We start from the raw sequence: 24,813 nt of genomic DNA, 5'->3' as shown, positions 1-24,813 counted from the left end.
TGAAGAGTAACTTATGGCTGCAACCAAGCCTGCTTTTAACCCACCGGGTAAAAAGGGCGACATAATTTTCAGCGTGCTGGTAAAACTGGCGGCGCTGATTGTGCTATTGATGTTGGGTGGTATTATTGTCTCTCTGATCATCTCCTCCTGGCCGAGCATTCAGAAATTTGGTCTGGCTTTCCTGTGGACCAAAGAGTGGGATGCACCGAACGATATTTACGGGGCGCTGGTGCCGATCTACGGTACGCTGGTGACCTCGTTTATCGCGCTGCTGATCGCCGTTCCGGTGAGTTTCGGTATCGCCCTGTTCCTGACCGAACTTGCGCCAGGCTGGCTGAAGCGCCCGCTGGGGATCGCCATTGAGCTGCTGGCAGCCATTCCAAGTATCGTTTACGGCATGTGGGGTCTGTTTATCTTTGCGCCGCTGTTCGCCGTCTACTTCCAGGAGCCGGTCGGCAATATCCTGTCGAATATCCCGATTGTCGGCGCGCTGTTCTCCGGCCCGGCCTTTGGTATCGGTATCCTCGCGGCAGGCGTGATCCTCGCCATTATGATCATTCCGTACATTGCGGCGGTCATGCGCGATGTGTTCGAACAGACACCTGTGATGATGAAAGAGTCGGCCTACGGTATCGGCTGTACTACCTGGGAAGTTATCTGGCGTATCGTTCTTCCGTTCACCAAAAATGGTGTTATCGGCGGCATCATGCTGGGGCTGGGGCGCGCGCTCGGTGAAACCATGGCGGTGACCTTTATCATCGGTAACACCTACCAGCTCGACAGCGCCTCGCTGTACATGCCAGGCAACAGTATCACTTCCGCGCTGGCCAACGAATTTGCGGAAGCTGAATCTGGCCTGCACGTTGCCGCACTGATGGAACTCGGCTTGATCCTGTTTGTAATTACCTTCATCGTCCTGGCCGCATCGAAGTTTATGATTATGCGCCTGGCTAAGAATGAGGGGGCACGCTAATGGCTATGGTTGAAATGCAAACCACTGCGGCGCTGGCGGAATCCCGCCGCAAAATGCAGGCGCGTCGCCGCCTCAAAAACCGTATTGCGCTGACGCTTTCAATGGCGACGATGGCCTTCGGCCTGTTCTGGCTGATCTGGATTTTAATGTCCACCATCACTCGCGGTATCGACGGTATGTCGCTGGCGCTGTTCACCGAAATGACGCCGCCGCCAAATACCGAAGGCGGTGGTCTGGCGAACGCCTTGGCGGGTAGCGGTCTGTTAATTTTGTGGGCCACGGTATTCGGTACGCCGCTGGGCATCATGGCGGGGATTTATCTGGCGGAATATGGCCGTAAATCCTGGCTGGCAGAAGTGATTCGCTTCATTAACGACATTTTGCTCTCTGCGCCGTCGATTGTGGTTGGTCTGTTTGTCTACACCATCGTGGTGGCGCAGATGGAGCACTTCTCCGGCTGGGCGGGCGTAATTGCCCTGGCGCTGTTGCAGGTGCCGATTGTTATCCGTACCACCGAGAACATGCTGAAACTGGTGCCGGACAGCCTGCGTGAAGCGGCTTATGCGCTGGGTACGCCGAAGTGGAAGATGATCTCCGCGATTACGCTGAAAGCGTCGGTGTCCGGGATCATGACCGGTATCCTGCTGGCGATTGCCCGTATTGCTGGTGAAACCGCGCCGCTGCTGTTTACCGCGCTCTCCAACCAGTTCTGGAGCACCGACATGATGCAGCCGATCGCCAACCTGCCGGTGACGATCTTTAAGTTTGCGATGAGCCCATTTGCGGAATGGCAGCAACTGGCCTGGGCCGGGGTATTGATCATCACCCTGTGCGTCCTGCTGCTGAACATTCTGGCGCGCGTTGTTTTTGCGAAGAATAAACACGGTTAATACTTTGCCGGATGCGGCGTGAGCGCCTTATCCGGCCTACGGTAAGCCTGATTAGCGAAGTGCATCAGGCACGATGAGGAAAAGATTGCAATGAGTATGGTTGAAACTGCCCCGAGTAAAATTCAGGTTCGTAATTTGAACTTCTACTACGGCAAATTCCATGCCCTGAAAAACATCAACCTGGATATCGCTAAAAACCAGGTTACGGCGTTTATCGGGCCGTCCGGCTGCGGTAAATCGACGCTGCTGCGTACCTTCAATAAAATGTTTGAACTGTACCCGGATCAGCGTGCGGAAGGTGAAATTTTGCTCGATGGCGACAACATCCTGACTAACACTCAGGATATCGCCCTGCTGCGTGCGAAAGTGGGCATGGTGTTCCAGAAACCGACGCCGTTCCCGATGTCCATTTACGACAACATCGCTTTTGGTGTCCGTCTGTTTGAGAAGCTCTCTCGTGCCGACATGGACGAGCGCGTACAGTGGGCATTGACCAAAGCCGCATTGTGGAACGAAACCAAAGATAAATTGCACCAGAGTGGTTACTCTCTCTCTGGTGGTCAGCAACAGCGTCTGTGTATTGCGCGTGGTATCGCCATTCGCCCGGAAGTGCTGCTGCTTGATGAACCGTGTTCGGCGCTCGACCCTATCTCCACCGGGCGTATTGAAGAGCTGATTACCGAACTGAAGCAGGATTACACCGTGGTGATCGTCACCCACAACATGCAGCAGGCTGCGCGTTGTTCCGACCACACGGCATTTATGTATATGGGCGAATTGATTGAGTTCAGCAACACGGACGATCTGTTCACCAAGCCAGCGAAGAAACAAACAGAAGACTACATCACCGGTCGTTACGGTTGATTCAGGAGTGCGTTATGGACAGTCTCAATCTTAATAAACATATTTCTGGCCAGTTCAATGCCGAACTGGAAAGCATCCGCACGCAGGTGATGACCATGGGCGGCATGGTGGAGCAACAGCTTACTGATGCCATCACCGCCATGCACAACCAGGACAGCGATCTGGCGAAGCGCGTGATCGAAGGCGACAAAAACGTCAACATGATGGAAGTGGCAATCGATGAAGCCTGTGTGCGCATTATTGCCAAACGTCAGCCGACGGCGAGCGACCTGCGTCTGGTGATGGTAATTAGTAAAACCATTGCCGAGCTGGAGCGTATTGGTGACGTGGCGGATAAAATCTGCCGCACCGCGCTGGAGAAATTCTCCCAGCAGCATCAGCCGTTGCTGGTGAGTCTGGAGTCGCTGGGGCGTCACACAATCCAGATGCTGCATGACGTGCTGGACGCGTTCGCGCGCATGGATATTGACGAAGCGGTACGAATTTATCGTGAAGATAAAAAAGTCGATCAGGAGTACGAAGGTATCGTGCGCCAGTTGATGACCTACATGATGGAAGATTCGCGCACCATTCCGAGCGTACTTACCGCGCTGTTCTGCGCGCGCTCCATCGAGCGTATCGGCGACCGTTGCCAGAATATCTGTGAATACATCTTCTACTACGTGAAAGGGCAGGATTTCCGTCACGTCGGCGGCGATGAACTGGATAAACTGCTGGCAGAGAAAGATCCGAAAGCGTCACGCTAAGCGTATGCCGCATCCGGCAATCTGCGAGTACGTAATCTGACCGGTGAGATATATCACCGGTCTCTTTATTTACTGAGTGATATCCCAGCCGCGAGCCTTCCAGAGTTCTGGTAACTGTGAAAGATGGGTAAAAGTAGTGACTTTCGGATGAACGATCGGCTTATTGTGCGGGTCAGCGCAGAAGTAAAACACTTCCATACCGGCATCGATTCCTGACTGCGCACCGGCGCTGGAGTCATCAACCAGAATGCAGTTTTCAACGTTCACATTCATCGCTTTTGCAGCATGGAACATTAACGCCGGATCGGGCTTCCAACGTTGGATGTCGTAACCGCTGAACAGTTTTTCCGGGAAATAGTGCAGCATATTGAGTTTGCCAAGCGAATGTTGCATTTTGCTGACCGGGCCGTTAGAGACGACGCACATCGGCACGTTAACGCTCGCCAGCAATTCGTTAGCACCCGCAATCACCTCCAGTTCGCTATCAAACAGACGCGCCACTTCCGCACGGTAAACGTGCTCGGCATCGGCACGAACCATTTCTACGCCCTGTTCTTTGCTAATGATGTCGATGATTTCGTAGAGTTTTACGCCTTTAAAACGGGTAAAAATTTCTTCCAGGTCAACGTGAATGCCAAATTCCCTGAACATCGTGACATAGGCGCGAGAGCAAATGACCTCGCTATCTACCAGCGTACCGTCACAGTCGAAAAATACCGCTTCTATCTGGGACATGTCTTTCCTTTATCGTTAGTTTAACGTTTTCGTCATGCAGATTGGCGCGACGCAATCGTTGCCGTATAAGCAAATACAATGAAAAAAAGTTATCTTCAGCCGTCCATATTGTCTCATTTTGGTATACGATAGCGACGGATTTTCCCTCCTTGTTCGGAAATAGATAATGAGTCAACAACACACAACCCAGGCTTCTGGCCAGGGGATGCTGGAACGCGTGTTTAAACTGCGCGAACATGGCACGACGGCACGGACCGAAGTGATCGCCGGTTTTACCACCTTCCTGACGATGGTTTACATCGTTTTTGTTAACCCGCAAATTCTCGGCGTCGCTGGCATGGACACCAGCGCCGTCTTCGTCACTACCTGTCTGATTGCTGCGTTCGGCAGTATTCTGATGGGGCTGTTTGCTAACCTGCCAGTCGCGCTGGCTCCCGCTATGGGTCTGAATGCGTTCTTCGCTTTTGTCGTTGTGCAGGCGATGGGCTTGCCATGGCAGGTCGGGATGGGTGCCATTTTCTGGGGCGCTATTGGTTTGCTGTTACTGACGATTTTCCGCGTTCGCTACTGGATGATTGCCAACATTCCAGTGAGTCTGCGTGTGGGGATCACCAGCGGTATCGGCCTGTTCATTGGTATGATGGGGCTGAAAAACGCAGGTGTCATTGTCGCTAACCCGGAAACGCTGGTCAGCATCGGTAACCTGACTTCTCACAGCGTGCTGCTGGGTATCCTCGGCTTCTTCATCATTGCTATTCTGGCCTCGCGCAACATTCACGCGGCGGTGCTGGTTTCCATCGTGGTGACGACGCTTCTGGGCTGGATGCTGGGTGATGTGCACTACAACGGCATTGTCTCCGCACCGCCGAGCGTGATGACGGTAGTGGGTCATGTGGATTTAGCCGGGTCGTTTAACCTCGGACTGGCAGGGGTGATTTTCTCTTTCATGCTGGTCAACCTGTTTGACTCTTCCGGTACGTTGATTGGCGTGACCGATAAAGCAGGTCTGGCGGATGAGAAAGGTAAATTCCCGCGCATGAAGCAGGCGCTGTATGTCGACAGTATCTCTTCTGTTACCGGTTCGTTTATCGGTACATCTTCCGTCACGGCGTACATTGAGTCTTCTTCCGGCGTTTCCGTTGGCGGTCGTACCGGTCTGACGGCAGTGGTTGTCGGCCTGCTATTCCTGCTGGTTATCTTCCTGTCACCGTTGGCGGGAATGGTGCCTGGCTATGCCGCTGCTGGCGCGCTGATCTACGTGGGCGTACTGATGACCTCAAGTCTTGCTCGCGTGAAATGGCAGGATCTTACTGAATCCGTTCCGGCGTTTATTACCGCCGTGATGATGCCGTTCAGCTTTTCTATTACCGAAGGTATCGCGCTGGGCTTCATTTCCTACTGCGTGATGAAAATCGGCACCGGACGTCTGCGTGATCTAAGCCCGTGCGTAATCATCGTTGCGCTGCTGTTTATCCTGAAGATTGTGTTTATCGACGCCCACTAAAATCGATAACGCGTTAAAAACCCGCCATGCATGATTGCTGGCGGGTTTTTTATTTAGATCTTAACTCGCTGAATAAACTCACCAAATGCGGTCAATTGTCCGGTCAGATGATCCAGTGTTCCTTGATCAATCACTTCTCCGGTTTGTGGATCGACTTTGTTCTGAATCACACCGCCCATAAACTCTGGTTTGTTCATTACCATCGCGTCGAGAAAAACCAGAATCTGGCGCAGGTGATACTGACAGCGCGCGCCGCCAATCACGCCCATTGAGCTGGTCTGAATCAACACCGGTTTACCGGCCAGCGGTTGATCCGGCAGGCGAGATAGCCAGTCGATGGCATTTTTCAGTCCGCCCGGCACGGAGTAGTTATATTCCGGCGTGACGATCACCACGCCGTCAGCCTGGCGAATTTGTTCCGCCAGAGCTTCAACTGTCGCTGGAAAACCTTCTTCCTGCTGTACGTCAGCGTCATACAGGGGAATGTCGGCAATGGAAGGTAACGCATTGACTTCCATACCCGCAGGGGCAATTTTCGGCAGTGTACGTGCAACCATGCCATTAAATGAGCCTTTGCGCAGGCTCCCCAGTAACGTGACCACCTTCAATTTTTCAGACATGATGACTCCTGTGGTTGTCTATCAATTTGGCGAAAAAGACTTCACGGTAGAGAGCTGGGCAAAACGCATCATCCGGCTGGTGGGGTTGTTGGCGCGACTGTGAATATCCGGCAGACTTTTCCAGCCTTGCTTACCATCTAACTCCCAGACACTGAGCTTCTCAATCGCTGGAGTGACCGCCACGGACCACACCAGCACGTCCTCTGCGTCGCATAACGCTTCTACATGATTTACATGGGCACATTTCAGGCGTCCGGCAATGGGCAGCAATTGCAGATCGCGCGGGTCGTCATTCAGTACATCGCCGGTAAGTTTTAGCACGCTTCGGCGCAAAGTAATGAGTTGTGCTCGTGCTTCATTAGGATCGTTCTGCTTACTGATCCATAACGATTCATTGCTGGAAAAAATAGGGTTATCGGGGGCATGGGGACTATGAAACCCGCGTGTCGCGCGCTGTAGCTCCATATCAAGACCACACTCACCTTCGGTTGTTAACGCTACGCCGACCATATTTCCGGCATAGGATATTGAAAATGATGGCAGATTTTTATCGAGGAAAACCGGCTTTCCTTTAGCCTGGGTGACGATCTCTGGTAATTCGCTTATGCCATACAGCATAGACATCAGTTCTGCGAGTAAACCTCTGGACGCCAGAAAACGACTTTGACGATGAGGGGGAAGATTTCGGGCTTCTTGATGACACCGGGAGGGGAGACGAACAGATATAAGATGTCCTTCCGTTAAAATCCCTCGGGCAAAGTGAGTCGCCATTTTTCGCTCCATGCTTAATGGTCCATTATGAATACAAGAGTAATCATTTGCTGGAACTATGGACAGACTAAAGTGGCGAAAAGTTCGATTCGGATAAGTTTATTACATGTTTTTTACATTTTATCGTGAAATGTGGTCGCGTTTTATACGATTTTATTATGCTATCGAGGCGTAAATATTTTTAATGGTTTCCCGTAACCAGACGATCTTCGGGTTATGGCTATTCCGTTTGTGCCACAGCAGAGTAAACGGTACTTCCAGCTTTTTTTGCTGGCTTTCATCAAACGGGAGAGGAAGAGCAACCAACGGCAGTTGGTGGAGCTGATTGTAGTACTGACAGTAGCGTGGCGCGGTCGCCAGTAGCAGATTGTCGGGCTGCGCCGCCATAAATAGCGCCTGCTCAAATTCTGGCAGACTCATAGCAATCGTGCGTTCTCGGCCTAGCTCCTGTAACACATTGTCCAGCGCCCACGTATCGCTCTGTTCCCAGCAAATGCTGATATGCGGATAACGTAAAAAGGTATCCAGATCCCACGCTTCACGTAGTGCCGGATGATCTTTGCGTAGCCAGACGCAGGGTACATCACTAAACAGCACTTCATAATCAATGGATAACGGCAGTGAACTTAGTAGCTCCCGCGAACGGGGATGACTTTCACGACCGGAAAAACCGATATCCACTTCGCCACGGGTAATCGCATCCAGCGAATCGTAATCCCAGTTACGTAGTTTGATGGTCGCCTGGGGGTAACGCTGGTAGATCTGTTTCGATAACGCGTTAAACATGATCATCATCAGCGGCGACTCCGCCGCCAGTTCAAACTTAAGACCGCGCGGCGTTTCGTGATGCGGTTTATCCAGCAGCAGGTTGCTCATTTGCATCCATTCCGCCAGATTTTGTTCCATGCTGACCATCAGCGGTGTAGGCGTCAGACCCAGCGGTGAATTCACAAAGAGCGGATCATCAAACCATGCCCGAAGTTTTGCCAATGACTTGCTCACCGCCGAAGGCGTCACGTTCATCCGTTTCGCCGCTTTGGTTACGCTGCGCTCCTGCATCAGTAGTTGCAGGCAGAGCAGCAAATTAAGGTCAAGAGTGGTGATGGATTTCTTCATGAGCGGTAACGGGGCGTCCAGGAGTGACGAGCATAATCAACAACAGGCTCACTATGCTACAGGCAATCAGAATCCCGATCAGCATATTCCATGTACCGACACCGACCACCGCCGCCAGCCAAATCCACAGTGATGAACCGCAAACCTGCGCGATGCCTAAGGTCGAGCTGGCCACGCCTGCGCGCAACGAAAACGGGCCTAATGCCTGACTCATTGCCACGCCGAAGCCCACCGAAAAACCGGCGCAAATCAGCGTGATGCCAAACAGAGAAACCGCATGGGAAGGCGAAAATGCAAGGGTGATACCGGCTGCCAGGAATAATACTTGTGACGTGATCATCAGCGTTCGCGGCTTAAAAATTCCCAATGCAAACGGCGTTGAGAACGATACGGTCATGCTGACGCCTGCGGTCAGCGCCATAATGGTGGCGTATTCTCCGCGCTCAAAACCCATGATTTCCATCATCAATACTGGCGACGTATTCACGAAGGTGAGGATCACCGAAACGCTGAGTGTGGTGATAACAACACGGCTGAGGAAAAAACGGTTAAGCAGCGATTCGGTATTCTCTCGTGGCTTGTCCGAAGCGGCAGGCGCTGCAGGGCGCGTTTCTTTTAAAATAAATAAAGACAACATCAGTACTGCGAAGCCCATCATCGCCATTACCCAGAACAGGCTTTGCCACGGGAATTTAAGCATAATCAGATGCCCGAGTACCGGCGCTAACACCGGAATGATGCAGGTAATACCGTTGAGTAACGACAGTACTTTTGCCCGACGTCGATCGTCCAGTGTGTCGCGTAAAATGGCGAACGCCACCACGTAACAACAGCCCGCGCCCAGCCCCTGCAGAAATCGCCCGGCAAGAAATAACGTGCTGGTTTCAGCCAGTGAACAGAACACCGAGGCGATAATAAATAGTGCCGCGCCGGGTATGGCGACCGGTTTTCTTCCTGAACGATCGGCCACTTTACCGGCAAATAACATCGCTGCCGCCATCCCCGCCAGATAAACGGAGAACGCAATATGCAACTGCGCTTCGCTGGCATTGAGGTCGGCGGCGATGCGCGGTAAACCAACGAGGTACATATCAATCCCTGCGGGATAAAGTAAAACCAGGGCAAAACTACAAATTAAGAAACGGGACATGAGCTAAAGCGTCCTGACGGGAAGGTGGCGCAAAGCATACGTGGTGAAGGAGAATCAGGCGAGTTGCCATTTGGACATAAGTGATTTCCTGACAGGAAAGAAGCCAGCGAAATGGCTGGCTTCTTGAAGGGATCAGCCAAATTTAGGTAACACGTTAAAGACGTTACCGAACCAGCATAAAATCACAGTTATACCAAAGAGGATAACAATCGCCGGAATGAGATTGCCGCCCCAAACCGTGAACATCTGGTTGGGAAACTTCTTGCGGGCTTTGATTGCCAGTACCGCAGGGATAATGACCGCCCAGATGGTGGCGCACAGCCCGGCACCGCCGATCCCGTAAATAAAGCCGTTCGGGAAGACCAGATACAACAACGCTGGTGGCAGGAAGGTTAACAGCACGGTTTTGAAACGACCGGCGTGGGAGTTATCAATCTTAAATAGATCCGCCAGATAATCGAACAGTCCCAGCGTGACGCCAAAGAACGAACTGGCGACAGCCAAGTTAGAGAACACCAGCAGGCAAAACTCGATAATGCCATGTTGTTTGGTGCCGAGGAACGATTTCACCAGTGAATCGACGTTGCCGCCGGAGGAAATAATCGCTTTAAAACTTTCACGCGGAATATTGCCCATGGTGCAATACAGCCAGAAGAGATAAATCACCAGCGCCAGCAGCGAACCGAAAACCACGCTTTTGATTAGCTTATCTTTGCGTTTGCCATAGCAAATAATCAGGCTGGGAATATTGCCGTGGAAACCAAATGACGCAAGGCACACTGGCAGAGCCATAAAAATGTACGGGAAGTAAGACGTCCCCGCAGTCGTGCTGGTGGCATCACGTAGAACGGAATAATCGACCTGGAAGAAGAAAGAGCCAAACACAATGACAAAGGAGATAATCTTCAGCCCGAGGAACAACGACGTGATACGGCTGGCGGCTAACGAACTTATCCATAATACGCTGGCGACGAAAATGGCCGTGCAGATCCCGACAATGCGAGGATTGGCATGGTAGCCCAAATTCATTGATATCGTTTCGCTAATGATCGCGCCGTTAGCAGAGATATAGGCGTAAGTGAGAATATAGAGAACGAAGGCAACGGTAATGCCGCTGATAATGTTCCAGGTGTTACCGATTAAATCTTTAGTGATGGTATTAAAACTGGAGCCGACGGGATAATTTAAATTTGCTTCTAATAATAGTAACCCAGAATGTAGCATTGAAAACCAGGCAATGATAAGGATAAAGGCACCCCAGAAAAACCAGGCGCCGGCAAGATCAACAGGTAAAGCAAACATACCTCCACCGATTACTGTACCTGCTATAACCATAACACCCCAAAATGCAGAGTGCTTTTTTTCTGCTTGTTCAGTCATGATGCCACCTTTAGAGGAAGGCTATTTTTGTTATTGAGGATGTAGGGAATGGAGTGGCTAACATCCTTATAGCCACTCTGAGTGTATTAATTAAACTTCTTTCAGTTTTGCGGTGAAGTGACGCAATACTTTCGGTTCGTAGGTAAAGGTTAGCCCTTTAATATTTGCTGCGTTCTCTTTCACATGTTTGAAGGCTTCAATAATAAAGTCCATATGTGTTTGAGTATAGGTTGCGCGTGGAATGGTTAAACGCAGCAGTTCAGCCGGGCATGGCAGTTGTTTACCGGTTTTCGGATCGCGGCCTAACAGGAAAGAACCAATTTCTACCGCACGGATACCGGCGACTTTATACAGCTCGCACGCCAGCGCCTGTGCCGGGAACTGATCTGCCGGAATATGCGGCAACAGTTTACCGGCATCAACGAATGCCGCGTGACCGCCCGCCTGCTGGCAGACAACGCCAATCTCTTCCAGACCATCGACCAGATACTGCACCTGCGCGATACGATAAGCCAGCCAGTCCAGATTCATGCCGTCATACAGACCTACCGCCAGACGCTCCATCGCGCCGCCTTCCAGGCCGCCATACGTCGGGAAGCCTTCCTGCACCACGCAAAGGGTTCTGCACTCGGTATAGACATCGAAGAAGCTGTCGTCTTTCACGCACAGCAGGCCGCCCATCGGCACCATCGCATCTTTCTTGGCGGACATTGCCAGCATATCGGCATATTTGTAGGTTTCGCGGGTAATCTGCTCGATAGTCCAGTCTTTGTATTCCGCTTCACGTTGCTTGATGAAATAGGCGTTTTCAGCAAAGCGCGCGGAGTCCATCACTACAGGAATGTCATATTTCTTCGCAATGCTGTACATCGCTTTCATATTTGCCAGAGATACCGGCTGACCGCCTGCGGAGTTACTGGTGATGGTTGCAACGATATACGGCACGTTATTCGGGCCAACTTCTTCAATACCGCGTTCTAAACCTTCGAGGTCAAAGTTGCCTTTAAAGTCGTAACGCACGCCAGTATCGAAGGCTTCTTTGATATAGACGTTACGCACTGTACAGCCGTTAATCTGGCTATGGCCCTGAGTGGTGTCGAAGAAATAATTCGAGAACGCTACCATTTTGCTGCGATCCAGGCCTTTTTCCTGCTCGCGTTTTTTAATCAGTACCGGAATGTAGATTTGCTCTGCGCCACGCCCCTGGTGAGTCGGAATGGTGTATTGATAACCAAAGATATTCTTCACTGACTCGGCTAATGCGTAGTAGCTGCGGCTGCCGCTGTAGGCTTCGTCGCCGCGCATCATCGCTGCCTGCATACTCTGCGTCACCGCCCCGGTGCCACTGTCGGTCAGTAAATCGATAAACACATCTTCGCTATCCAGCAGAAATGGGTTCATACCGGATTTAATAATCGCTTCTTCACGGTAAGCACGAGAGGTACGTTTTACTGGCTCAATAACACGAATGCGGAACGGTTCAGGGAGGTGTTTAAAGTTTTCCATTACATAATCCTTCATTTATTTTAATTGCAGTGATCCCTGTGAATATTACATTTGCAATATCTATTAATTTTCCACATATATACAAGAACCGTTATTGCTTTAAGAAAGCAATTAAATCAGTAATAGCGTATATAAAAAAAGAAAATAAAGACGTAGCAAACTCATAGATCACATTGAATCTAATTCGGTTTGACTCTGGTGATGGCTACAGAAGGGCAAATTAAGGGCGGTGATCGACAATTCTGTTGTCAATATTAAACCACTTTGAGGTCACACATATATGTAAGGTATTCATAATGTACTTATCCTCGAAAGACACAACGTTACAGTATAATACTCAAGATTTTTGTCTATTCTGAAATTGTTTAAATGTGAATCGAATCACAAACGGTTGCGAAACAATATTAAATGCTTTTTTAAGAAAATAAGTTACGTAAGAAGGCTAAGGTTTATAAAAAGGGTTGAGTAATAATAAGAGTGCTAACAAGAAAGCAAAGCCGCATCAGGCAATCTGGATGCGGCTTTGTAGGTACGGGTTACTTACCGATACAGAAGCTGGAGAAAATTCGCCCCAGCAGATCGTCAGAAGTAAATTCCCCGGTGATTTCGCTTAAGTTTTGCTGTGCCAGGCGTAGTTCTTCCGCAAGCAATTCACCCGCCCATGCACCTAACAGTTGCGCTTTGCCCTGTTGCAGATGCTCCGCCGCTTGTTCCAGCGCCTGCAGGTGACGACGGCGCGCCAGGAAACCACCTTCCATATTAGTGTCGAAACCCATGCTCTGTTTGAGATGGTTACGCAACACATCCACGCCTTCGCCAGTCCTTGCAGAGAGACGAATCAACGCGTGACCGTTCACTTCGCTCATTCCCAGCGTTTCGCCGGTGATATCAGCTTTATTGCGCACCACGGTGATCGGCAGTTTCGCAGGCAAACGGGCGATAAATTCCGGCCAGATTTCTGCCGGATCAACGGCGTCTGTCGTCGTGCCATCAACCATAAACAGCACCCGGTCGGCCTGTTCAATTTCCTGCCACGCTCGCTCGATACCAATACGTTCCACTTCATCGCTGGCTTCACGTAGCCCGGCGGTATCAATGATATGCAGTGGCATCCCGTCAATATGAATATGCTCACGCAGTACGTCGCGCGTGGTTCCGGCAATATCAGTTACTATCGCCGCTTCACGCCCCGCCAGCGCGTTTAACAGGCTCGATTTACCGGCATTTGGGCGTCCGGCAATCACCACCTTCATCCCTTCGCGCAATAGACTGCCCTGACGAGCTTCGGCGCGTACCGCATCGAGATCGGCAATCACGTCATTGAGCTGGGCTTCAATTTTACCGTCGGAGAGGAAATCGATCTCTTCATCGGGGAAATCAATCGCCGCTTCGACGTAAATGCGCAAGTGGGTGAGGGCTTCAACCAGATGATTGACCCGTGCGGAGAACGCGCCTTGCAGTGAGTTAAGCGCCGAACGAGCCGCCTGTTCTGAGCTGGCGTCGATAAGATCCGCAATCGCTTCGGCCTGGGCTAAATCGAGTTTATCGTTAAGAAACGCGCGTTCTGAAAACTCACCTGGGCGAGCAATCCGCAGGCCAGGAATGGTCAGAATACGTTTTAACAGCAGGTCGAGGATCACCGGACCGCCATGACCCTGCAGTTCCAGCACATCTTCACCGGTGAACGAGTTCGGGCCAGGGAACCATAGCGCGATGCCCTGATCCAGCACGCTGCCGTCGGCGTCTTTGAACGGAAGATAATCGGCGTAGCGCGGCTTCGGCAATTTACCCAGCACGGTTTCAGCAACTTCACGGGCTTTGAGGCCGGAGATGCGCAGGATGCCCACACCACCGCGTCCCGGTGGGGTTGCCTGGGCGACGATAGTGTCGTTATGGCTCATGGTTTATCTCATCAATACAAATAAAAAAGGCGGTCAACTGACCGCCCTTATTTTAGCGAAAACTCACCGAATCAGGATTTTTTCTTCTCGCGGCTATGCAGACCACGTTTTTCCAGACCACGGTAAATCAGCTGCTGCTGAATAATGGTTACCAGGTTGCTGACGATATAGTACAGCACCAGACCTGACGGGAACCACAGGAAGAACACGGTGAAGATGACCGGCATAAAGGTCATGATCTTCTGCTGCATCGGGTCGGTCACGGTGGTCGGCGACATCTTCTGAATGAAGAACATCGTTACGCCCATCAGGATCGGCAGGATGTAGTACGGGTCCTGTGCAGACAGGTCGTGGATCCACAGTGCAAACGGTGCCTGACGCAGCTCAACGGAACCCATCAGCATGTAGTACAACGCCAGGAAGATTGGCATCTGGATCAGCAGCGGGAAGCAGCCGCCCAGCGGGTTAACCTTCTCAGCTTTGTACAGCGCCATCATTTCCTGGCTGATACGCTGTTTGTCATCGCCCAGACGCTCACGCATAGCCTGAATCTTCGGCTGCAGCATACGCATCTTCGCCATGGAGGTGTACTGCGCTTTGGTCAGCGGGTACATGATGCCACGAACGATAAAGGTGATGATGATAATGGAGAAGCCCCAGTTACCCACAAAGCTATGGATCCATTTCAGCAGTTTGAACAGCGGCTGAGAGATGAACCACAACCAACCGTAATCAACGGTCAGATCCAGGTGCGGAGCAACGGCCGCCATTTTGTCCTGGATTTCCGGGCCAACCCACAGGGTGCTGTTCATCGCGCCAGTCTGACCAGGCTGAACCAGTACCGGCTGAGACTTATAGCCGATAGCGGCAATGCCGTTACCCAGATTAGCGGTATAGAAGTTGTTGGTGCCGTCGTTATGCGGGATCCATGCAGTTGCGAAATACTGTTGCAGCATCGCAACCCAACCACCTTTCGAAGAGATGTTCAGGTTTTCGTTGTCAGCAATAGTATCGAACTTGTATTTCTCGTACTTCTCGTCAGGTGTGGAGTACGCCGCGCCACGGAAGGTATGCAGCGCAAAGTTGCTGCTTCCGGTATCGAGATGCGGTGGCAGAGTGATGGATTGCTTCAACTGACCAAAAGTGGAGATCTCCAGCGGTTTTTCGCCAGCGTTCTGCACGTTGTAGTTGACGTTGACAGCGTAATCACCACGTTTCAGGACAAACGTTTTGGTAAACGTGTTGCCTGCCGCGTCGGTATACGTCATCGGCACCTGCAGTTCGTTTTGGCCTTCCGCCAGCACATAAGCGTCTTTTTCGACGTTATACAGCGGACGCGGGCCATTAGCCGGGTTATCCGGGCCATCACGACCGGTCAGACCGCTCTGTGCCTGATAAATAAACTGCGGTGAGGTTTCCAGCAGCTGGAACGGCTGGGTAGAGTTCAGTTCTTTCGGGTAAGCCGGCAGCAGGGCCTGCTCAACATCACCACCACGGGTGTTGATGGTCAGATCAAGCACGTCGGTTTTAACCGAAATCAGTTTCCCCTGGCCACTGGCCGGTACGCCCTGGTCGGCGGCGCTACCCGCTGCGGTGGTCGTTGTCTGCGTGGTCTGTTGAGCCTGAGGTTGCGGGTTTTTATCCTGCTCCCAGGCTTGCCAGATCATGAAAGACACGAACAGCAAAGCGATGACTAAAAGATTGCGTTGCGAATCCATCGTTAGTGTTCTCTGGTATCAAATGGTCCGGGCGGGACGGGATCGTCACCACCAGGGTGTAAAGGGTGGCATTTTAATACGCGTTTCACCGTCAACCAACTGCCTTTTATCACTCCAAACCTGCGCAATGCCTCAATTCCGTAGCTTGAACAGGTTGGAGTGAAACGACAATGCGGCCCGAGTAGCGGACTAATCAGGCGTTGGTAGACCCGAATGAGGGCTATCAGGACCCGCGAGCCAGGCGACAGTGGCGGCGCCATAATTTTTCCAACGCTTCCGAGAGAGCACGGTTATCGAGGTCGGCAACCCCTTTTTTCGCCACCACCACGAAATCCATAGCCGGGAGTTCATGTTGGCGTAGACGGAAGCTTTCACGCGTCAGACGTTTAATCCGATTGCGTTCATGCGCTCGTCGAACGTTTTTCTTGGCGACTGTAAGACCGATACGGGGATGCCCCAGCGAATTCAGGCGGCCGAGGATGGTGATTTGCGGCGTGCCAGCCCGTTGTGGCTGCTGGAAGACGAATGTGAATTGACTGGGAGTTAACAAGCGTAACTCCCTGGGAAATGCGAGCTTAACCACTCAGGGGTTAGCTTTATTACTTAGAAACGGTCAGACGAGCACGGCCTTTAGCACGACGACGTGCCAGTACCTGACGACCATTTTTAGTAGCCATACGAGCACGGAAGCCGTGAGAACGGTTGCGCTTCAGTACAGACGGTTGAAAAGTGCGTTTCATGGCGATTTCTACCTAAACTTGAATAAATTCAATGGCTTTATTGGATATCCGTCCGAAAATCGAACGATGGACACCGAAGCCATGGGTGATTAAAGAGGCCGGATTGTAATAATTGTACACTCCGGAGTCAATTCTCTTTCCTTATTTACCGCGCTTTTCCGCACCTTTTCACAGGGAAAAAGTGCAACTGTATACCGGTGAAAACCAGCATTGCGCGCCGGGTGGAGGATTATACGGGCTACCAGGTAAAGCGCAAGGATCGCTCAGGATCTTTATTAGATCGATTAAGACTAATTTTGTTTATGGTCATTAAATTTTCCAATATGCGGCCTAAATCGTGCCCGCCTTGTGCCTGGATCGTTTACACTTAACGGGTTCTGGAAAGCCCTGTGGATAAATCGGGAAAATCTGTGAGAAACAGAAGATCTCTTGCGCAGTTTAGGCTATGATCCTCGGTCCCGATCGTTTTGCAGGATCTTGATCGGGCATATAACCGCAGACAGCGGTTCGTGCGTCACCCTCATGCAGGGTCTTTTCGACGTGCGTCAACAATCATGAATGTTTCAGCCTTAGTCATAATCGACTTTTGTTCGAGTGGAGTCCGCCGTGTCACTTTCGCTTTGGCAGCAGTGTCTTGCCCGATTGCAGGATGAGTTACCAGCCACAGAATTTAGTATGTGGATACGCCCATTGCAGGCGGAACTGAGCGATAACACGCTGGCCTTGTACGCGCCAAACCGTTTTGTCCTCGACTGGGTACGGGACAAGTACCTCAATAATATCAATGGACTGCTAACCAGTTTCTGCGGAGCGGATGCCCCACAGCTGCGTTTTGAAGTGGGCACAAAGCCCGTGACACAAACGCTGAAAGTCCCTGCCAGTAACACCGTTGCACCCGCTCAGGCCGCTCAGGTGCAACCGCAACGTGCTGCACCTGCGGCGCGCTCGGGTTGGGATAACGTTCCGGCTCCGGCAGAACCGACCTATCGTTCCAACGTTAACGTTAAACATACATTTGATAACTTCGTCGAAGGTAAATCTAACCAACTGGCGCGCGCGGCGGCTCGCCAGGTGGCAGACAACCCTGGCGGCGCCTATAACCCGTTGTTCCTTTATGGCGGCACGGGGCTGGGGAAAACTCACCTGCTCCATGCGGTGGGCAATGGCATTATGGCGCGCAAGCCCAATGCCAAAGTGGTTTATATGCACTCCGAACGTTTTGTGCAGGATATGGTAAAAGCCCTGCAAAACAACGCGATTGAAGAGTTTAAACGCTACTACCGTTCTGTTGATGCGCTGCTGATCGACGATATTCAGTTTTTTGCTAATAAAGAACGATCCCAGGAAGAGTTTTTCCACACCTTCAACGCCCTGCTTGAAGGTAATCAGCAGATCATTCTCACCTCGGATCGCTATCCGAAAGAGATCAACGGCGTTGAGGATCGTTTGAAATCCCGCTTTGGCTGGGGACTGACTGTGGCGATCGAACCGCCAGAGCTGGAAACTCGCGTGGCGATCCTGATGAAAAAGGCTGACGAAAACGACATTCGTTTGCCGGGCGAAGTGGCGTTCTTTATCGCCAAGCGTCTACGATCTAACGTGCGTGAGCTGGAAGGGGCGCTGAACCGCGTCATTGCTAACGCCAACTTTACCGGACGGGCGATCACCATCGACTTCGTGCGTGAGGCGCTGCGCGACTTGCTGGCATTGCAGGAAAAACTGGTCACCATCGACAATATTCAGAAGACGGTGGCAGAGTACTACAAGATCAAAGTCGCGGATCTCCTTTCCAAGCGTCGATCTCGCTCGGTGGCGCGTCCGCGCCAGATGGCGATGGCGCTGGCGAAAGAGCTGACTAACCACAGTCTGCCAGAGATCGGCGATGCGTTTGGCGGTCGTGACCACACGACGGTGCTTCATGCCTGCCGTAAGATCGAGCAGTTGCGTGAAGAGAGCCATGATATCAAAGAAGATTTTTCAAATTTAATCAGAACATTGTCATCTTAATCCTATGAAATTTACCGTAGAACGTGAGCATTTATTAAAACCGCTACAACAGGTGAGCGGTCCGTTAGGTGGTCGTCCTACGCTACCGATTCTCGGTAATCTGCTGTTACAGGTTGCTGACGGTACGTTGTCGCTGACCGGTACTGATCTCGAGATGGAAATGGTGGCACGTGTTGCGCTGATTCAGCCGCACGAACCAGGGGCGACGACCGTTCCGGCGCGCAAATTCTTTGATATCTGCCGTGGTCTGCCTGAAGGCGCGGAAATTGCCGTGCAACTGGAAGGTGAGCGGATGCTGGTACGCTCCGGGCGTAGCCGTTTTTCGCTTTCTACCCTGCCTGCGGCAGATTTCCCGAACCTTGATGATTGGCAGAGCGAAGTTGAATTTACCCTGCCGCAGGCGACGATGAAGCGTCTGATTGAAGCGACCCAGTTTTCTATGGCGCATCAGGACGTTCGCTATTACTTAAACGGTATGCTGTTCGAAACCGAAGGCGAAGAGCTGCGCACCGTGGCGACCGACGGTCACCGTCTGGCGGTCTGCTCAATGCCGATTGGTCAGTCTTTGCCGAGCCATTCGGTGATTGTGCCGCGTAAAGGCGTGATTGAACTGATGCGTATGCTCGACGGCGGCGACAATCCGCTGCGCGTGCAAATTGGCAGCAACAACATTCGCGCTCACGTTGGCGACTTTATTTTCACCTCCAAACTGGTGGATGGTCGCTTCCCGGATTACCGTCGCGTTCTGCCGAAGAACCCGGACAAACATCTGGAAGCAGGCTGCGATCTCCTCAAGCAGGCTTTTGCTCGTGCGGCGATTCTCTCTAACGAGAAATTCCGTGGTGTGCGCCTGTATGTCAGTGAAAACCAGTTGAAAATCACCGCTAATAACCCGGAACAGGAAGAAGCGGAAGAGATCCTCGACGTCACCTACAGCGGCGCAGAGATGGAAATCGGCTTTAATGTCAGTTATGTGCTGGATGTTCTGAACGCGCTGAAATGCGAAAACGTGCGCATGATGCTGACTGATTCGGTTTCCAGTGTGCAGATTGAAGATGCCGCCAGCCAGAGCGCGGCTTATGTTGTCATGCCAATGAGACTGTAATGTCCCTCACCCGCTTGTTGATCCGCGATTTCCGCAATATCGAAAACGCGGATCTCGCTTTATCTCCTGGCTTTAACTTTCTGGTGGGTGCCAACGGCAGTGGCAAAACCAGCGTGCTGGAAGCCATCTATACGCTCGGTCACGGTCGGGCGTTTCGTAGTTTGCAGATTGGTCGCGTCATTCGCCATGAGCAGGAGGCGTTTATTCTCCACGGGCGATTACAGGGTGAAGAGCGTGAGACGGCAATTGGCTTAACCAAAGATAAACAGGGCGACAGCAAAGTCCGTATCGATGGTACTGACGGGCATAAAGTTGCGGAGCTGGCGCACCTGATGCCGATGCAACTGATAACGCCAGAAGGGTTTACTTTACTCAATGGCGGCCCCAAATACAGAAGAGCATTCCTCGACTGGGGATGCTTTCACAACGAACCCGGATTTTTCACCGCCTGGAGCAATCTCAAGCGTTTGCTCAAGCAGCGCAATGCGGCGCTGCGCCAGGTAACACGTTACGAACAGCTACGCCCGTGGGATAAAGAATTGATCCCGCTGGCGGAGCAAATCAGCACCTGGCGCGCGGAGTATAGCGCCGGTATCGCTGCCGATATGGCTGATACCTGTAAGCAATTTCTTCCTGAGTTTTCTCTGACTTTCTCTTTCCAGCGCGGCTGGGAGAAAGAGACAGAGTACGCTGAGGTGCTGGAACGTAATTTTGAACGCGATCGCCAGCTAACCTACACCGCGCACGGCCCGCACAAAGCGGACTTACGCATTCGCGCCGACGGTGCGCCGGTGGAAGATACCTTATCGCGTGGGCAGCTCAAGCTGCTGATGTGCGCCTTACGTCTGGCGCAAGGAGAGTTCCTCACCCGTGAAAGCGGGCGGCGGTGTCTCTACCTGATAGATGATTTTGCCTCTGAGCTTGATGATGAGCGTCGCGGACTGCTTGCCAGCCGCTTAAAAGCGACGCAATCACAGGTCTTTGTCAGTGCGATCAGTGCTGAACACGTTATAGACATGTCGGACGAAAATTCGAAGATGTTTACCGTGGAAAAGGGTAAAATAACGGATTAACCCAAGTATAAATGAGCGAGAAACGTTGATGTCGAATTCTTATGACTCCTCCAGTATCAAAGTCCTGAAAGGGCTGGATGCGGTGCGTAAGCGCCCTGGTATGTATATCGGCGACACGGATGACGGCACCGGTCTGCACCACATGGTATTCGAGGTGGTAGATAACGCTATCGACGAAGCGCTCGCGGGTCACTGTAAAGAAATTATCGTCACCATTCACGCCGATAACTCTGTCTCCGTACAGGATGACGGGCGCGGTATTCCGACCGGTATTCACCCGGAAGAGGGCGTATCGGCGGCGGAAGTGATCATGACCGTCCTGCACGCAGGCGGTAAATTTGACGATAACTCCTATAAAGTGTCCGGCGGTCTGCACGGCGTTGGTGTTTCGGTAGTAAACGCCCTGTCGCAAAAACTGGAGCTGGTTATCCAGCGTGAAGGTAAAATTCACCGTCAGATCTACGAGCACGGTGTACCGCAGGCACCGCTGGCGGTTACCGGCGATACCGATAAAACCGGCACTATGGTACGTTTCTGGCCGAGCCTCGAAACGTTCACCAATGTGACCGAGTTCGAATATGAAATCCTGGCGAAACGTCTGCGTGAGTTGTCGTTCCTCAACTCCGGCGTTTCCATTCGCCTGAAAGACAAGCGTGATGGTAAAGAAGACCACTTCCACTATGAAGGTGGTATCAAGGCGTTTGTCGAGTATCTGAACAAGAACAAAACGCCAATCCACCCGAATATCTTCTACTTCTCCACCGAAAAAGACGGTATCGGCGTCGAAGTGGCATTGCAGTGGAACGATGGCTTCCAGGAAAACATCTACTGCTTTACTAACAACATTCCGCAGCGTGACGGTGGTACTCACCTGGCAGGTTTCCGTGCGGCGATGACCCGTACCCTGAACGCCTACATGGACAAAGAAGGCTACAGCAAAAAAGCCAAAGTCAGCGCCACCGGTGACGATGCGCGTGAAGGGCTGATTGCGGTGGTTTCCGTGAAAGTGCCGGACCCGAAATTCTCCTCTCAGACCAAAGACAAACTGGTTTCTTCTGAGGTGAAATCGGCGGTAGAACAGCAGATGAACGAACTGCTGGCAGAATACCTGCTGGAAAACCCAACTGACGCGAAAATCGTGGTCGGCAAAATCATTGATGCTGCCCGTGCGCGTGAAGCTGCGCGTCGCGCCCGTGAAATGACGCGTCGTAAAGGCGCGCTGGACTTAGCTGGCCTGCCAGGCAAACTGGCGGACTGTCAGGAACGCGACCCGGCGCTTTCCGAACTGTACCTTGTGGAAGGGGACTCTGCGGGCGGCTCTGCGAAGCAGGGGCGTAACCGCAAGAACCAGGCGATTCTTCCGCTGAAGGGTAAAATCCTCAACGTTGAGAAAGCCCGTTTCGATAAGATGCTTGCTTCCCAGGAAGTGGCGACGCTTATCACCGCGCTTGGTTGTGGTATCGGTCGTGACGAATACAATCCGGACAAACTGCGTTATCACAGCATCATCATCATGACCGATGCGGACGTCGACGGCTCGCACATTCGTACGTTGCTGTTGACCTTCTTCTATCGTCAGATGCCGGAAATCATCGAACGCGGTCATGTCTACATTGCTCAACCGCCGCTGTACAAAGTGAAGAAAGGCAAGCAAGAGCAGTACATTAAAGACGATGAAGCGATGGATCAGTACCAAATTTCTATCGCTCTGGATGGTGCATCTTTGCATACCAACGCCAGTGCACCAGCTTTAGCTGGTGAAGCGTTAGAAAAACTGGTGTCGGAGTACAATGCGGCGCAGAAAATGATCGTTCGCATGGAACGTCGCTATCCGAAAGCAATGCTGAAAGAGCTTATCTATCAGCCGACGCTGACGGAAGCTGACCTCTCTGATGAGCAGATTGTGACCCGCTGGGTGAACGCGCTGGTCAGCGAACTGAACGACAAAGAACAGCACGGCAGCCAGTGGAAGTTTGATGTCCACACCAATGCCGAGAAAAACCTGTTCGAGCCGATTGTTCGCGTGCGTACCCACGGCGTGGATACTGACTATCCGCTGGATCACGAGTTTATCACCGGCGGTGAATATCGTCGTATCTGCACGCTGGGCGAGAAACTGCGTGGCTTGCTGGAAGAAGATGCGTTTATCGAACGTGGTGAGCGTCGCCAGCCGGTAGCCAGCTTCGAGCAGGCGCTGGACTGGCTGGTGAAAGAGTCCCGTCGCGGCCTCTCCATCCAGCGTTATAAAGGTCTGGGCGAGATGAACCCGGAACAGCTGTGGGAAACCACCATGGACCCGGAAAGCCGTCGTATGCTGCGCGTTACCGTTAAGGATGCGATTGCCGCCGACCAGCTGTTCACCACGCTGATGGGCGACGCCGTAGAACCGCGCCGTGCGTTTATCGAAGAAAACGCCCTGAAAGCGGCGAATATCGATATTTAAAATGCGAGCGTGCCTGATGCGCTACGCTTACCAGGCCTACGAAAATTCTGCAATATATTGAATTTGCAATATTTTGTAGGCCAGATAAGGCGTCCACGCCGCATCCGGTAAGAAGCTATAAGTAATAAAAAGGGTGGAGATAATCTCCGCTCTTTTTATTTCTGCAATCCGCAATTATCATCCCGCAGAACTATACTTTTTGAGTCAACACGTAACGCTTTACAGGTGAATATCATGGGGCTTTTTGATGAAGTTGTCGGTGCCTTTCTGAAAGGCGATGCGGGGAAATATCAGGCGATTTTAAGTTGGGTTGAGGAGCAGGGTGGTATTCAGGTGCTGCTGGAAAAACTGCAAAGTGGCGGTTTAGGTGCCATTCTCTCAACCTGGTTGAGTAATCAACAGGGCAATCAGCCGGTGAGCGGCGAGCAACTGGAGTCGGCGCTCGGCACAAACGCGGTGTCCGATCTCGGGCAAAAACTCGGCGTAGATACCAGTGCTGCTTCTAACATGCTGGCGGAACAATTGCCGAAGATTATTGATGCTCTCTCGCCGCAGGGCGAAGTTTCGCCGCAAGCCAATAACGATCTGCTTTCCGCAGGTATGGAGTTACTGAAAGGGAAACTCTTCCGCTAAGCAAAAGGGGAGCACGCAACGCGCGTTGCATCCCCCTTTTCCCTCCGGTGTTGTACTGATTTTTGAGCGGAATCGCGTTAGCATGGGTCAGGAACCAATCTACCTGGGGAACTCATGGCTATCAAACTCATTGCTATCGATATGGATGGCACCCTTCTGCTGCCCGATCACACCATTTCTCCCGCTGTTAAAAACGCGATTGCCGCCGCTCGCGCCCGTGGCGTGAATGTCGTACTGACGACAGGGCGTCCTTATGCAGGCGTTCACAACTACCTGAAAGAACTGCATATGGAACAGCCGGGTGACTACTGCATTACTTACAATGGCGCGCTGGTGCAGAAGGCCGCCGATGGTAGCACCGTGGCGCAAACAGCCCTGAGCTATGACGACTACCGTTTCCTGGAAAAACTCTCTCGTGAAGTCGGTTCTCATTTCCACGCGCTGGATCGCACCACGCTGTACACTGCTAACCGTGACATCAGCTATTACACGGTGCACGAATCATTTGTTGCCACCATTCCGCTGGTGTTCTGCGAAGCGGAGAAAATGAACCCTGACACCCAGTTCCTGAAAGTGATGATGATTGATGAACCCGCCATCCTTGACCAGGCCATCGCGCGCATTCCGCAGGAAGTAAAAGAGAAATACACCGTGCTGAAAAGTGCGCCATACTTCCTCGAAATCCTCGATAAACGCGTTAACAAAGGTACGGGTGTGAAATCACTGGCCGACGTGTTAGGTATTAAACCGGAAGAAATCATGGCGATTGGCGATCAGGAAAACGACATCGCAATGATTGAGTACGCAGGCGTCGGTGTGGCGATGGATAACGCTATCCCGTCAGTGAAAGAAGTGGCAAACTTTGTCACCAAATCCAACCTGGAAGATGGCGTGGCGTTTGCAATCGAAAAGTATGTGCTGAATTAATCAGTCGCGGG

Annotated in this window: 25 protein-coding genes; 11 read left to right on the top strand and 14 right to left on the bottom strand. The window is 51.9% G+C overall.

The window, feature by feature from the left end:
- The first annotated feature begins 13 nt into the window (after nucleotides 1-13).
- The 4 genes from pstC to phoU all read left to right on the top strand — a co-directional run bounded on the left by pstC (nucleotide 14) and on the right by phoU (nucleotide 3,473).
- Nucleotides 14-973 carry a phosphate ABC transporter permease PstC gene (gene pstC, locus HEM79_RS14735; RefSeq protein ID WP_000741617.1) on the top strand — a complete coding sequence of 320 codons (960 nt, stop codon included), beginning with the start codon at nucleotides 14-16 and terminating at the stop codon, nucleotides 971-973.
- Nucleotides 973-1,863 carry a phosphate ABC transporter permease PstA gene (gene pstA / locus HEM79_RS14730; protein WP_001251991.1) on the top strand — a complete coding sequence of 297 codons (891 nt, stop codon included), beginning with the start codon at nucleotides 973-975 and terminating at the stop codon, nucleotides 1,861-1,863. Before pstC ends, pstA begins: the two co-directional genes overlap by 1 nt.
- 90 nt (nucleotides 1,864-1,953) lie before the next feature.
- The gene (gene pstB / locus HEM79_RS14725; RefSeq protein WP_000063120.1) at nucleotides 1,954-2,727 is read left to right on the top strand and encodes a phosphate ABC transporter ATP-binding protein PstB; all 774 of its coding nucleotides are present in this window, start codon (nucleotides 1,954-1,956) and stop codon (nucleotides 2,725-2,727) included.
- Nucleotides 2,728-2,741: 14 nt separating this feature from the next.
- Nucleotides 2,742-3,473 (top strand): phosphate signaling complex protein PhoU, encoded by a 732-nt coding sequence (gene phoU, locus HEM79_RS14720; RefSeq protein WP_000377802.1) that lies wholly within the window; start codon nucleotides 2,742-2,744, stop codon nucleotides 3,471-3,473.
- A gap of 69 nt (nucleotides 3,474-3,542) precedes the next feature.
- Here the strand turns inward: phoU and yieH are convergent, their stop codons facing one another.
- A complete protein-coding gene (gene yieH, locus HEM79_RS14715; protein ID WP_032226867.1) occupies nucleotides 3,543-4,208 on the bottom strand; it encodes a 6-phosphogluconate phosphatase in 666 nt (221 codons plus the stop codon).
- Between the two features lie 166 nt (nucleotides 4,209-4,374).
- Between yieH and adeP the strand changes: the two genes are divergently transcribed.
- Nucleotides 4,375-5,712, top strand: coding sequence for an adenine permease AdeP (adeP, locus tag HEM79_RS14710; RefSeq protein WP_010354153.1), 1,338 nt, complete (start codon nucleotides 4,375-4,377; stop codon nucleotides 5,710-5,712).
- A 53-nt stretch (nucleotides 5,713-5,765) separates the two neighbouring features.
- On the opposite strand, the gene yieF is transcribed toward adeP, so the two are convergent.
- The 13 genes from yieF to HEM79_RS23040 all read right to left on the bottom strand — a co-directional run bounded on the left by yieF (nucleotide 5,766) and on the right by HEM79_RS23040 (nucleotide 16,924).
- Nucleotides 5,766-6,332, bottom strand: coding sequence for a class I chromate reductase YieF (gene yieF, locus HEM79_RS14705; RefSeq protein WP_176241530.1), 567 nt, complete (start codon nucleotides 6,330-6,332; stop codon nucleotides 5,766-5,768).
- 21 nt (nucleotides 6,333-6,353) lie between these two features.
- A complete protein-coding gene (locus tag HEM79_RS14700; RefSeq protein ID WP_010347267.1) occupies nucleotides 6,354-7,103 on the bottom strand; it encodes a 4'-phosphopantetheinyl transferase family protein in 750 nt (249 codons plus the stop codon).
- Between the two features lie 156 nt (nucleotides 7,104-7,259).
- The gene (gene yidZ, locus HEM79_RS14695; protein ID WP_105290437.1) at nucleotides 7,260-8,219 is read right to left on the bottom strand and encodes an HTH-type transcriptional regulator YidZ; all 960 of its coding nucleotides are present in this window, start codon (nucleotides 8,217-8,219) and stop codon (nucleotides 7,260-7,262) included.
- Entirely contained in the window at nucleotides 8,194-9,369 is a 1,176-nt protein-coding gene (mdtL, locus tag HEM79_RS14690) for a multidrug efflux MFS transporter MdtL (protein WP_176241529.1), read from the bottom strand. Before mdtL ends, yidZ begins: the two co-directional genes overlap by 26 nt.
- A gap of 132 nt (nucleotides 9,370-9,501) precedes the next feature.
- A complete protein-coding gene (gene tnaB, locus HEM79_RS14685) occupies nucleotides 9,502-10,749 on the bottom strand; it encodes a low affinity tryptophan permease TnaB (protein ID WP_016159925.1) in 1,248 nt (415 codons plus the stop codon).
- Nucleotides 10,750-10,839: 90 nt separating this feature from the next.
- Nucleotides 10,840-12,255 carry a tryptophanase gene (gene tnaA / locus HEM79_RS14680; protein WP_176241528.1) on the bottom strand — a complete coding sequence of 472 codons (1,416 nt, stop codon included), beginning with the start codon at nucleotides 12,253-12,255 and terminating at the stop codon, nucleotides 10,840-10,842.
- Nucleotides 12,256-12,475: 220 nt separating this feature from the next.
- Nucleotides 12,476-12,550 (bottom strand): tryptophanase leader peptide, encoded by a 75-nt coding sequence (tnaC, locus tag HEM79_RS14675; RefSeq protein WP_032147965.1) that lies wholly within the window; start codon nucleotides 12,548-12,550, stop codon nucleotides 12,476-12,478.
- Nucleotides 12,551-12,791: 241 nt separating this feature from the next.
- Complete coding sequence (gene mnmE, locus HEM79_RS14670) at nucleotides 12,792-14,156, bottom strand: tRNA uridine-5-carboxymethylaminomethyl(34) synthesis GTPase MnmE (protein WP_000019084.1); 1,365 nt, start codon at nucleotides 14,154-14,156, stop codon at nucleotides 12,792-12,794.
- A 71-nt stretch (nucleotides 14,157-14,227) separates the two neighbouring features.
- Nucleotides 14,228-15,874, bottom strand: a complete 1,647-nt coding sequence (gene yidC, locus HEM79_RS14665; protein ID WP_000378258.1) for a membrane protein insertase YidC — start codon at nucleotides 15,872-15,874, stop codon at nucleotides 14,228-14,230.
- Nucleotides 15,875-15,876: 2 nt separating this feature from the next.
- Nucleotides 15,877-16,134: a membrane protein insertion efficiency factor YidD gene (gene yidD / locus HEM79_RS14660; protein ID WP_001307474.1), complete on the bottom strand. Its 258-nt coding sequence runs from the start codon at nucleotides 16,132-16,134 to the stop codon at nucleotides 15,877-15,879.
- On the bottom strand, nucleotides 16,098-16,457 hold the full coding sequence (gene rnpA / locus HEM79_RS14655) for a ribonuclease P protein component (RefSeq protein WP_000239730.1): 360 nt from the start codon (nucleotides 16,455-16,457) through the stop codon (nucleotides 16,098-16,100). The genes yidD and rnpA overlap by 37 nt, the downstream gene beginning before the upstream one ends.
- A gap of 16 nt (nucleotides 16,458-16,473) precedes the next feature.
- Nucleotides 16,474-16,614, bottom strand: coding sequence for a 50S ribosomal protein L34 (gene rpmH / locus HEM79_RS14650; RefSeq protein WP_000831330.1), 141 nt, complete (start codon nucleotides 16,612-16,614; stop codon nucleotides 16,474-16,476).
- Between the two features lie 238 nt (nucleotides 16,615-16,852).
- Entirely contained in the window at nucleotides 16,853-16,924 is a 72-nt protein-coding gene (locus HEM79_RS23040) for a hypothetical protein (RefSeq protein ID WP_123056761.1), read from the bottom strand.
- A gap of 296 nt (nucleotides 16,925-17,220) precedes the next feature.
- On the opposite strand from HEM79_RS23040, the gene dnaA reads away from it, so the two are divergent.
- The 6 genes from dnaA (at nucleotide 17,221) to yidA (ending at nucleotide 24,802) form a co-directional block, all read left to right on the top strand.
- Nucleotides 17,221-18,621 carry a chromosomal replication initiator protein DnaA gene (dnaA, locus tag HEM79_RS14640; protein WP_000059098.1) on the top strand — a complete coding sequence of 467 codons (1,401 nt, stop codon included), beginning with the start codon at nucleotides 17,221-17,223 and terminating at the stop codon, nucleotides 18,619-18,621.
- 4 nt (nucleotides 18,622-18,625) lie between these two features.
- Nucleotides 18,626-19,726, top strand: coding sequence for a DNA polymerase III subunit beta (dnaN, locus tag HEM79_RS14635; protein WP_000673456.1), 1,101 nt, complete (start codon nucleotides 18,626-18,628; stop codon nucleotides 19,724-19,726).
- On the top strand, nucleotides 19,726-20,799 hold the full coding sequence (recF, locus tag HEM79_RS14630) for a DNA replication/repair protein RecF (protein WP_000060089.1): 1,074 nt from the start codon (nucleotides 19,726-19,728) through the stop codon (nucleotides 20,797-20,799). Before dnaN ends, recF begins: the two co-directional genes overlap by 1 nt.
- Before the next feature lie 28 nt (nucleotides 20,800-20,827).
- Nucleotides 20,828-23,242, top strand: a complete 2,415-nt coding sequence (gene gyrB, locus HEM79_RS14625; RefSeq protein WP_000072052.1) for a DNA topoisomerase (ATP-hydrolyzing) subunit B — start codon at nucleotides 20,828-20,830, stop codon at nucleotides 23,240-23,242.
- A gap of 234 nt (nucleotides 23,243-23,476) precedes the next feature.
- Nucleotides 23,477-23,875: a YidB family protein gene (locus tag HEM79_RS14620; protein ID WP_064525964.1), complete on the top strand. Its 399-nt coding sequence runs from the start codon at nucleotides 23,477-23,479 to the stop codon at nucleotides 23,873-23,875.
- 114 nt (nucleotides 23,876-23,989) lie between these two features.
- Nucleotides 23,990-24,802 carry a sugar-phosphatase gene (gene yidA, locus HEM79_RS14615; protein WP_176241527.1) on the top strand — a complete coding sequence of 271 codons (813 nt, stop codon included), beginning with the start codon at nucleotides 23,990-23,992 and terminating at the stop codon, nucleotides 24,800-24,802.
- Nucleotides 24,803-24,813 lie beyond the last annotated feature (11 nt).

It is taken from the genome of Escherichia sp. 93.0816, from assembly GCF_013368855.2.
Taxonomy (GTDB): domain Bacteria; phylum Pseudomonadota; class Gammaproteobacteria; order Enterobacterales; family Enterobacteriaceae; genus Escherichia; species Escherichia ruysiae.
Note: the sequence above shows the minus strand (reverse complement) of the source record. Positions and strands in the feature narration are given on the sequence as shown.

Excerpts from the sequence above, each read along its gene's own strand:
- phoU (WP_000377802.1), top strand. The coding sequence starts at position 2,742 with ATGGACAGTCTCAATCTTAATAAACATATTTCTGGCCAGTTCAATGCC.
- yieF (WP_176241530.1), bottom strand. The coding sequence starts at position 6,332 with ATGTCTGAAAAATTGAAGGTGGTCACGTTACTGGGGAGCCTGCGCAAA.
- gyrB (WP_000072052.1), top strand. The coding sequence starts at position 20,828 with ATGTCGAATTCTTATGACTCCTCCAGTATCAAAGTCCTGAAAGGGCTG.
- yidC (WP_000378258.1), bottom strand. The coding sequence starts at position 15,874 with ATGGATTCGCAACGCAATCTTTTAGTCATCGCTTTGCTGTTCGTGTCT.
- yidA (WP_176241527.1), top strand. The coding sequence starts at position 23,990 with ATGGCTATCAAACTCATTGCTATCGATATGGATGGCACCCTTCTGCTG.
- pstC (WP_000741617.1), top strand. The coding sequence starts at position 14 with ATGGCTGCAACCAAGCCTGCTTTTAACCCACCGGGTAAAAAGGGCGAC.
- yieH (WP_032226867.1), bottom strand. The coding sequence starts at position 4,208 with ATGTCCCAGATAGAAGCGGTATTTTTCGACTGTGACGGTACGCTGGTA.
- HEM79_RS14620 (WP_064525964.1), top strand. The coding sequence starts at position 23,477 with ATGGGGCTTTTTGATGAAGTTGTCGGTGCCTTTCTGAAAGGCGATGCG.
- HEM79_RS14700 (WP_010347267.1), bottom strand. The coding sequence starts at position 7,103 with ATGGCGACTCACTTTGCCCGAGGGATTTTAACGGAAGGACATCTTATA.
- yidD (WP_001307474.1), bottom strand. The coding sequence starts at position 16,134 with ATGGCGCCGCCACTGTCGCCTGGCTCGCGGGTCCTGATAGCCCTCATT.
- pstA (WP_001251991.1), top strand. The coding sequence starts at position 973 with ATGGCTATGGTTGAAATGCAAACCACTGCGGCGCTGGCGGAATCCCGC.
- mdtL (WP_176241529.1), bottom strand. The coding sequence starts at position 9,369 with ATGTCCCGTTTCTTAATTTGTAGTTTTGCCCTGGTTTTACTTTATCCC.
- tnaB (WP_016159925.1), bottom strand. The coding sequence starts at position 10,749 with ATGACTGAACAAGCAGAAAAAAAGCACTCTGCATTTTGGGGTGTTATG.
- dnaN (WP_000673456.1), top strand. The coding sequence starts at position 18,626 with ATGAAATTTACCGTAGAACGTGAGCATTTATTAAAACCGCTACAACAG.
- pstB (WP_000063120.1), top strand. The coding sequence starts at position 1,954 with ATGAGTATGGTTGAAACTGCCCCGAGTAAAATTCAGGTTCGTAATTTG.
- adeP (WP_010354153.1), top strand. The coding sequence starts at position 4,375 with ATGAGTCAACAACACACAACCCAGGCTTCTGGCCAGGGGATGCTGGAA.
- yidZ (WP_105290437.1), bottom strand. The coding sequence starts at position 8,219 with ATGAAGAAATCCATCACCACTCTTGACCTTAATTTGCTGCTCTGCCTG.
- rpmH (WP_000831330.1), bottom strand. The coding sequence starts at position 16,614 with ATGAAACGCACTTTTCAACCGTCTGTACTGAAGCGCAACCGTTCTCAC.
- recF (WP_000060089.1), top strand. The coding sequence starts at position 19,726 with ATGTCCCTCACCCGCTTGTTGATCCGCGATTTCCGCAATATCGAAAAC.
- tnaA (WP_176241528.1), bottom strand. The coding sequence starts at position 12,255 with ATGGAAAACTTTAAACACCTCCCTGAACCGTTCCGCATTCGTGTTATT.
- mnmE (WP_000019084.1), bottom strand. The coding sequence starts at position 14,156 with ATGAGCCATAACGACACTATCGTCGCCCAGGCAACCCCACCGGGACGC.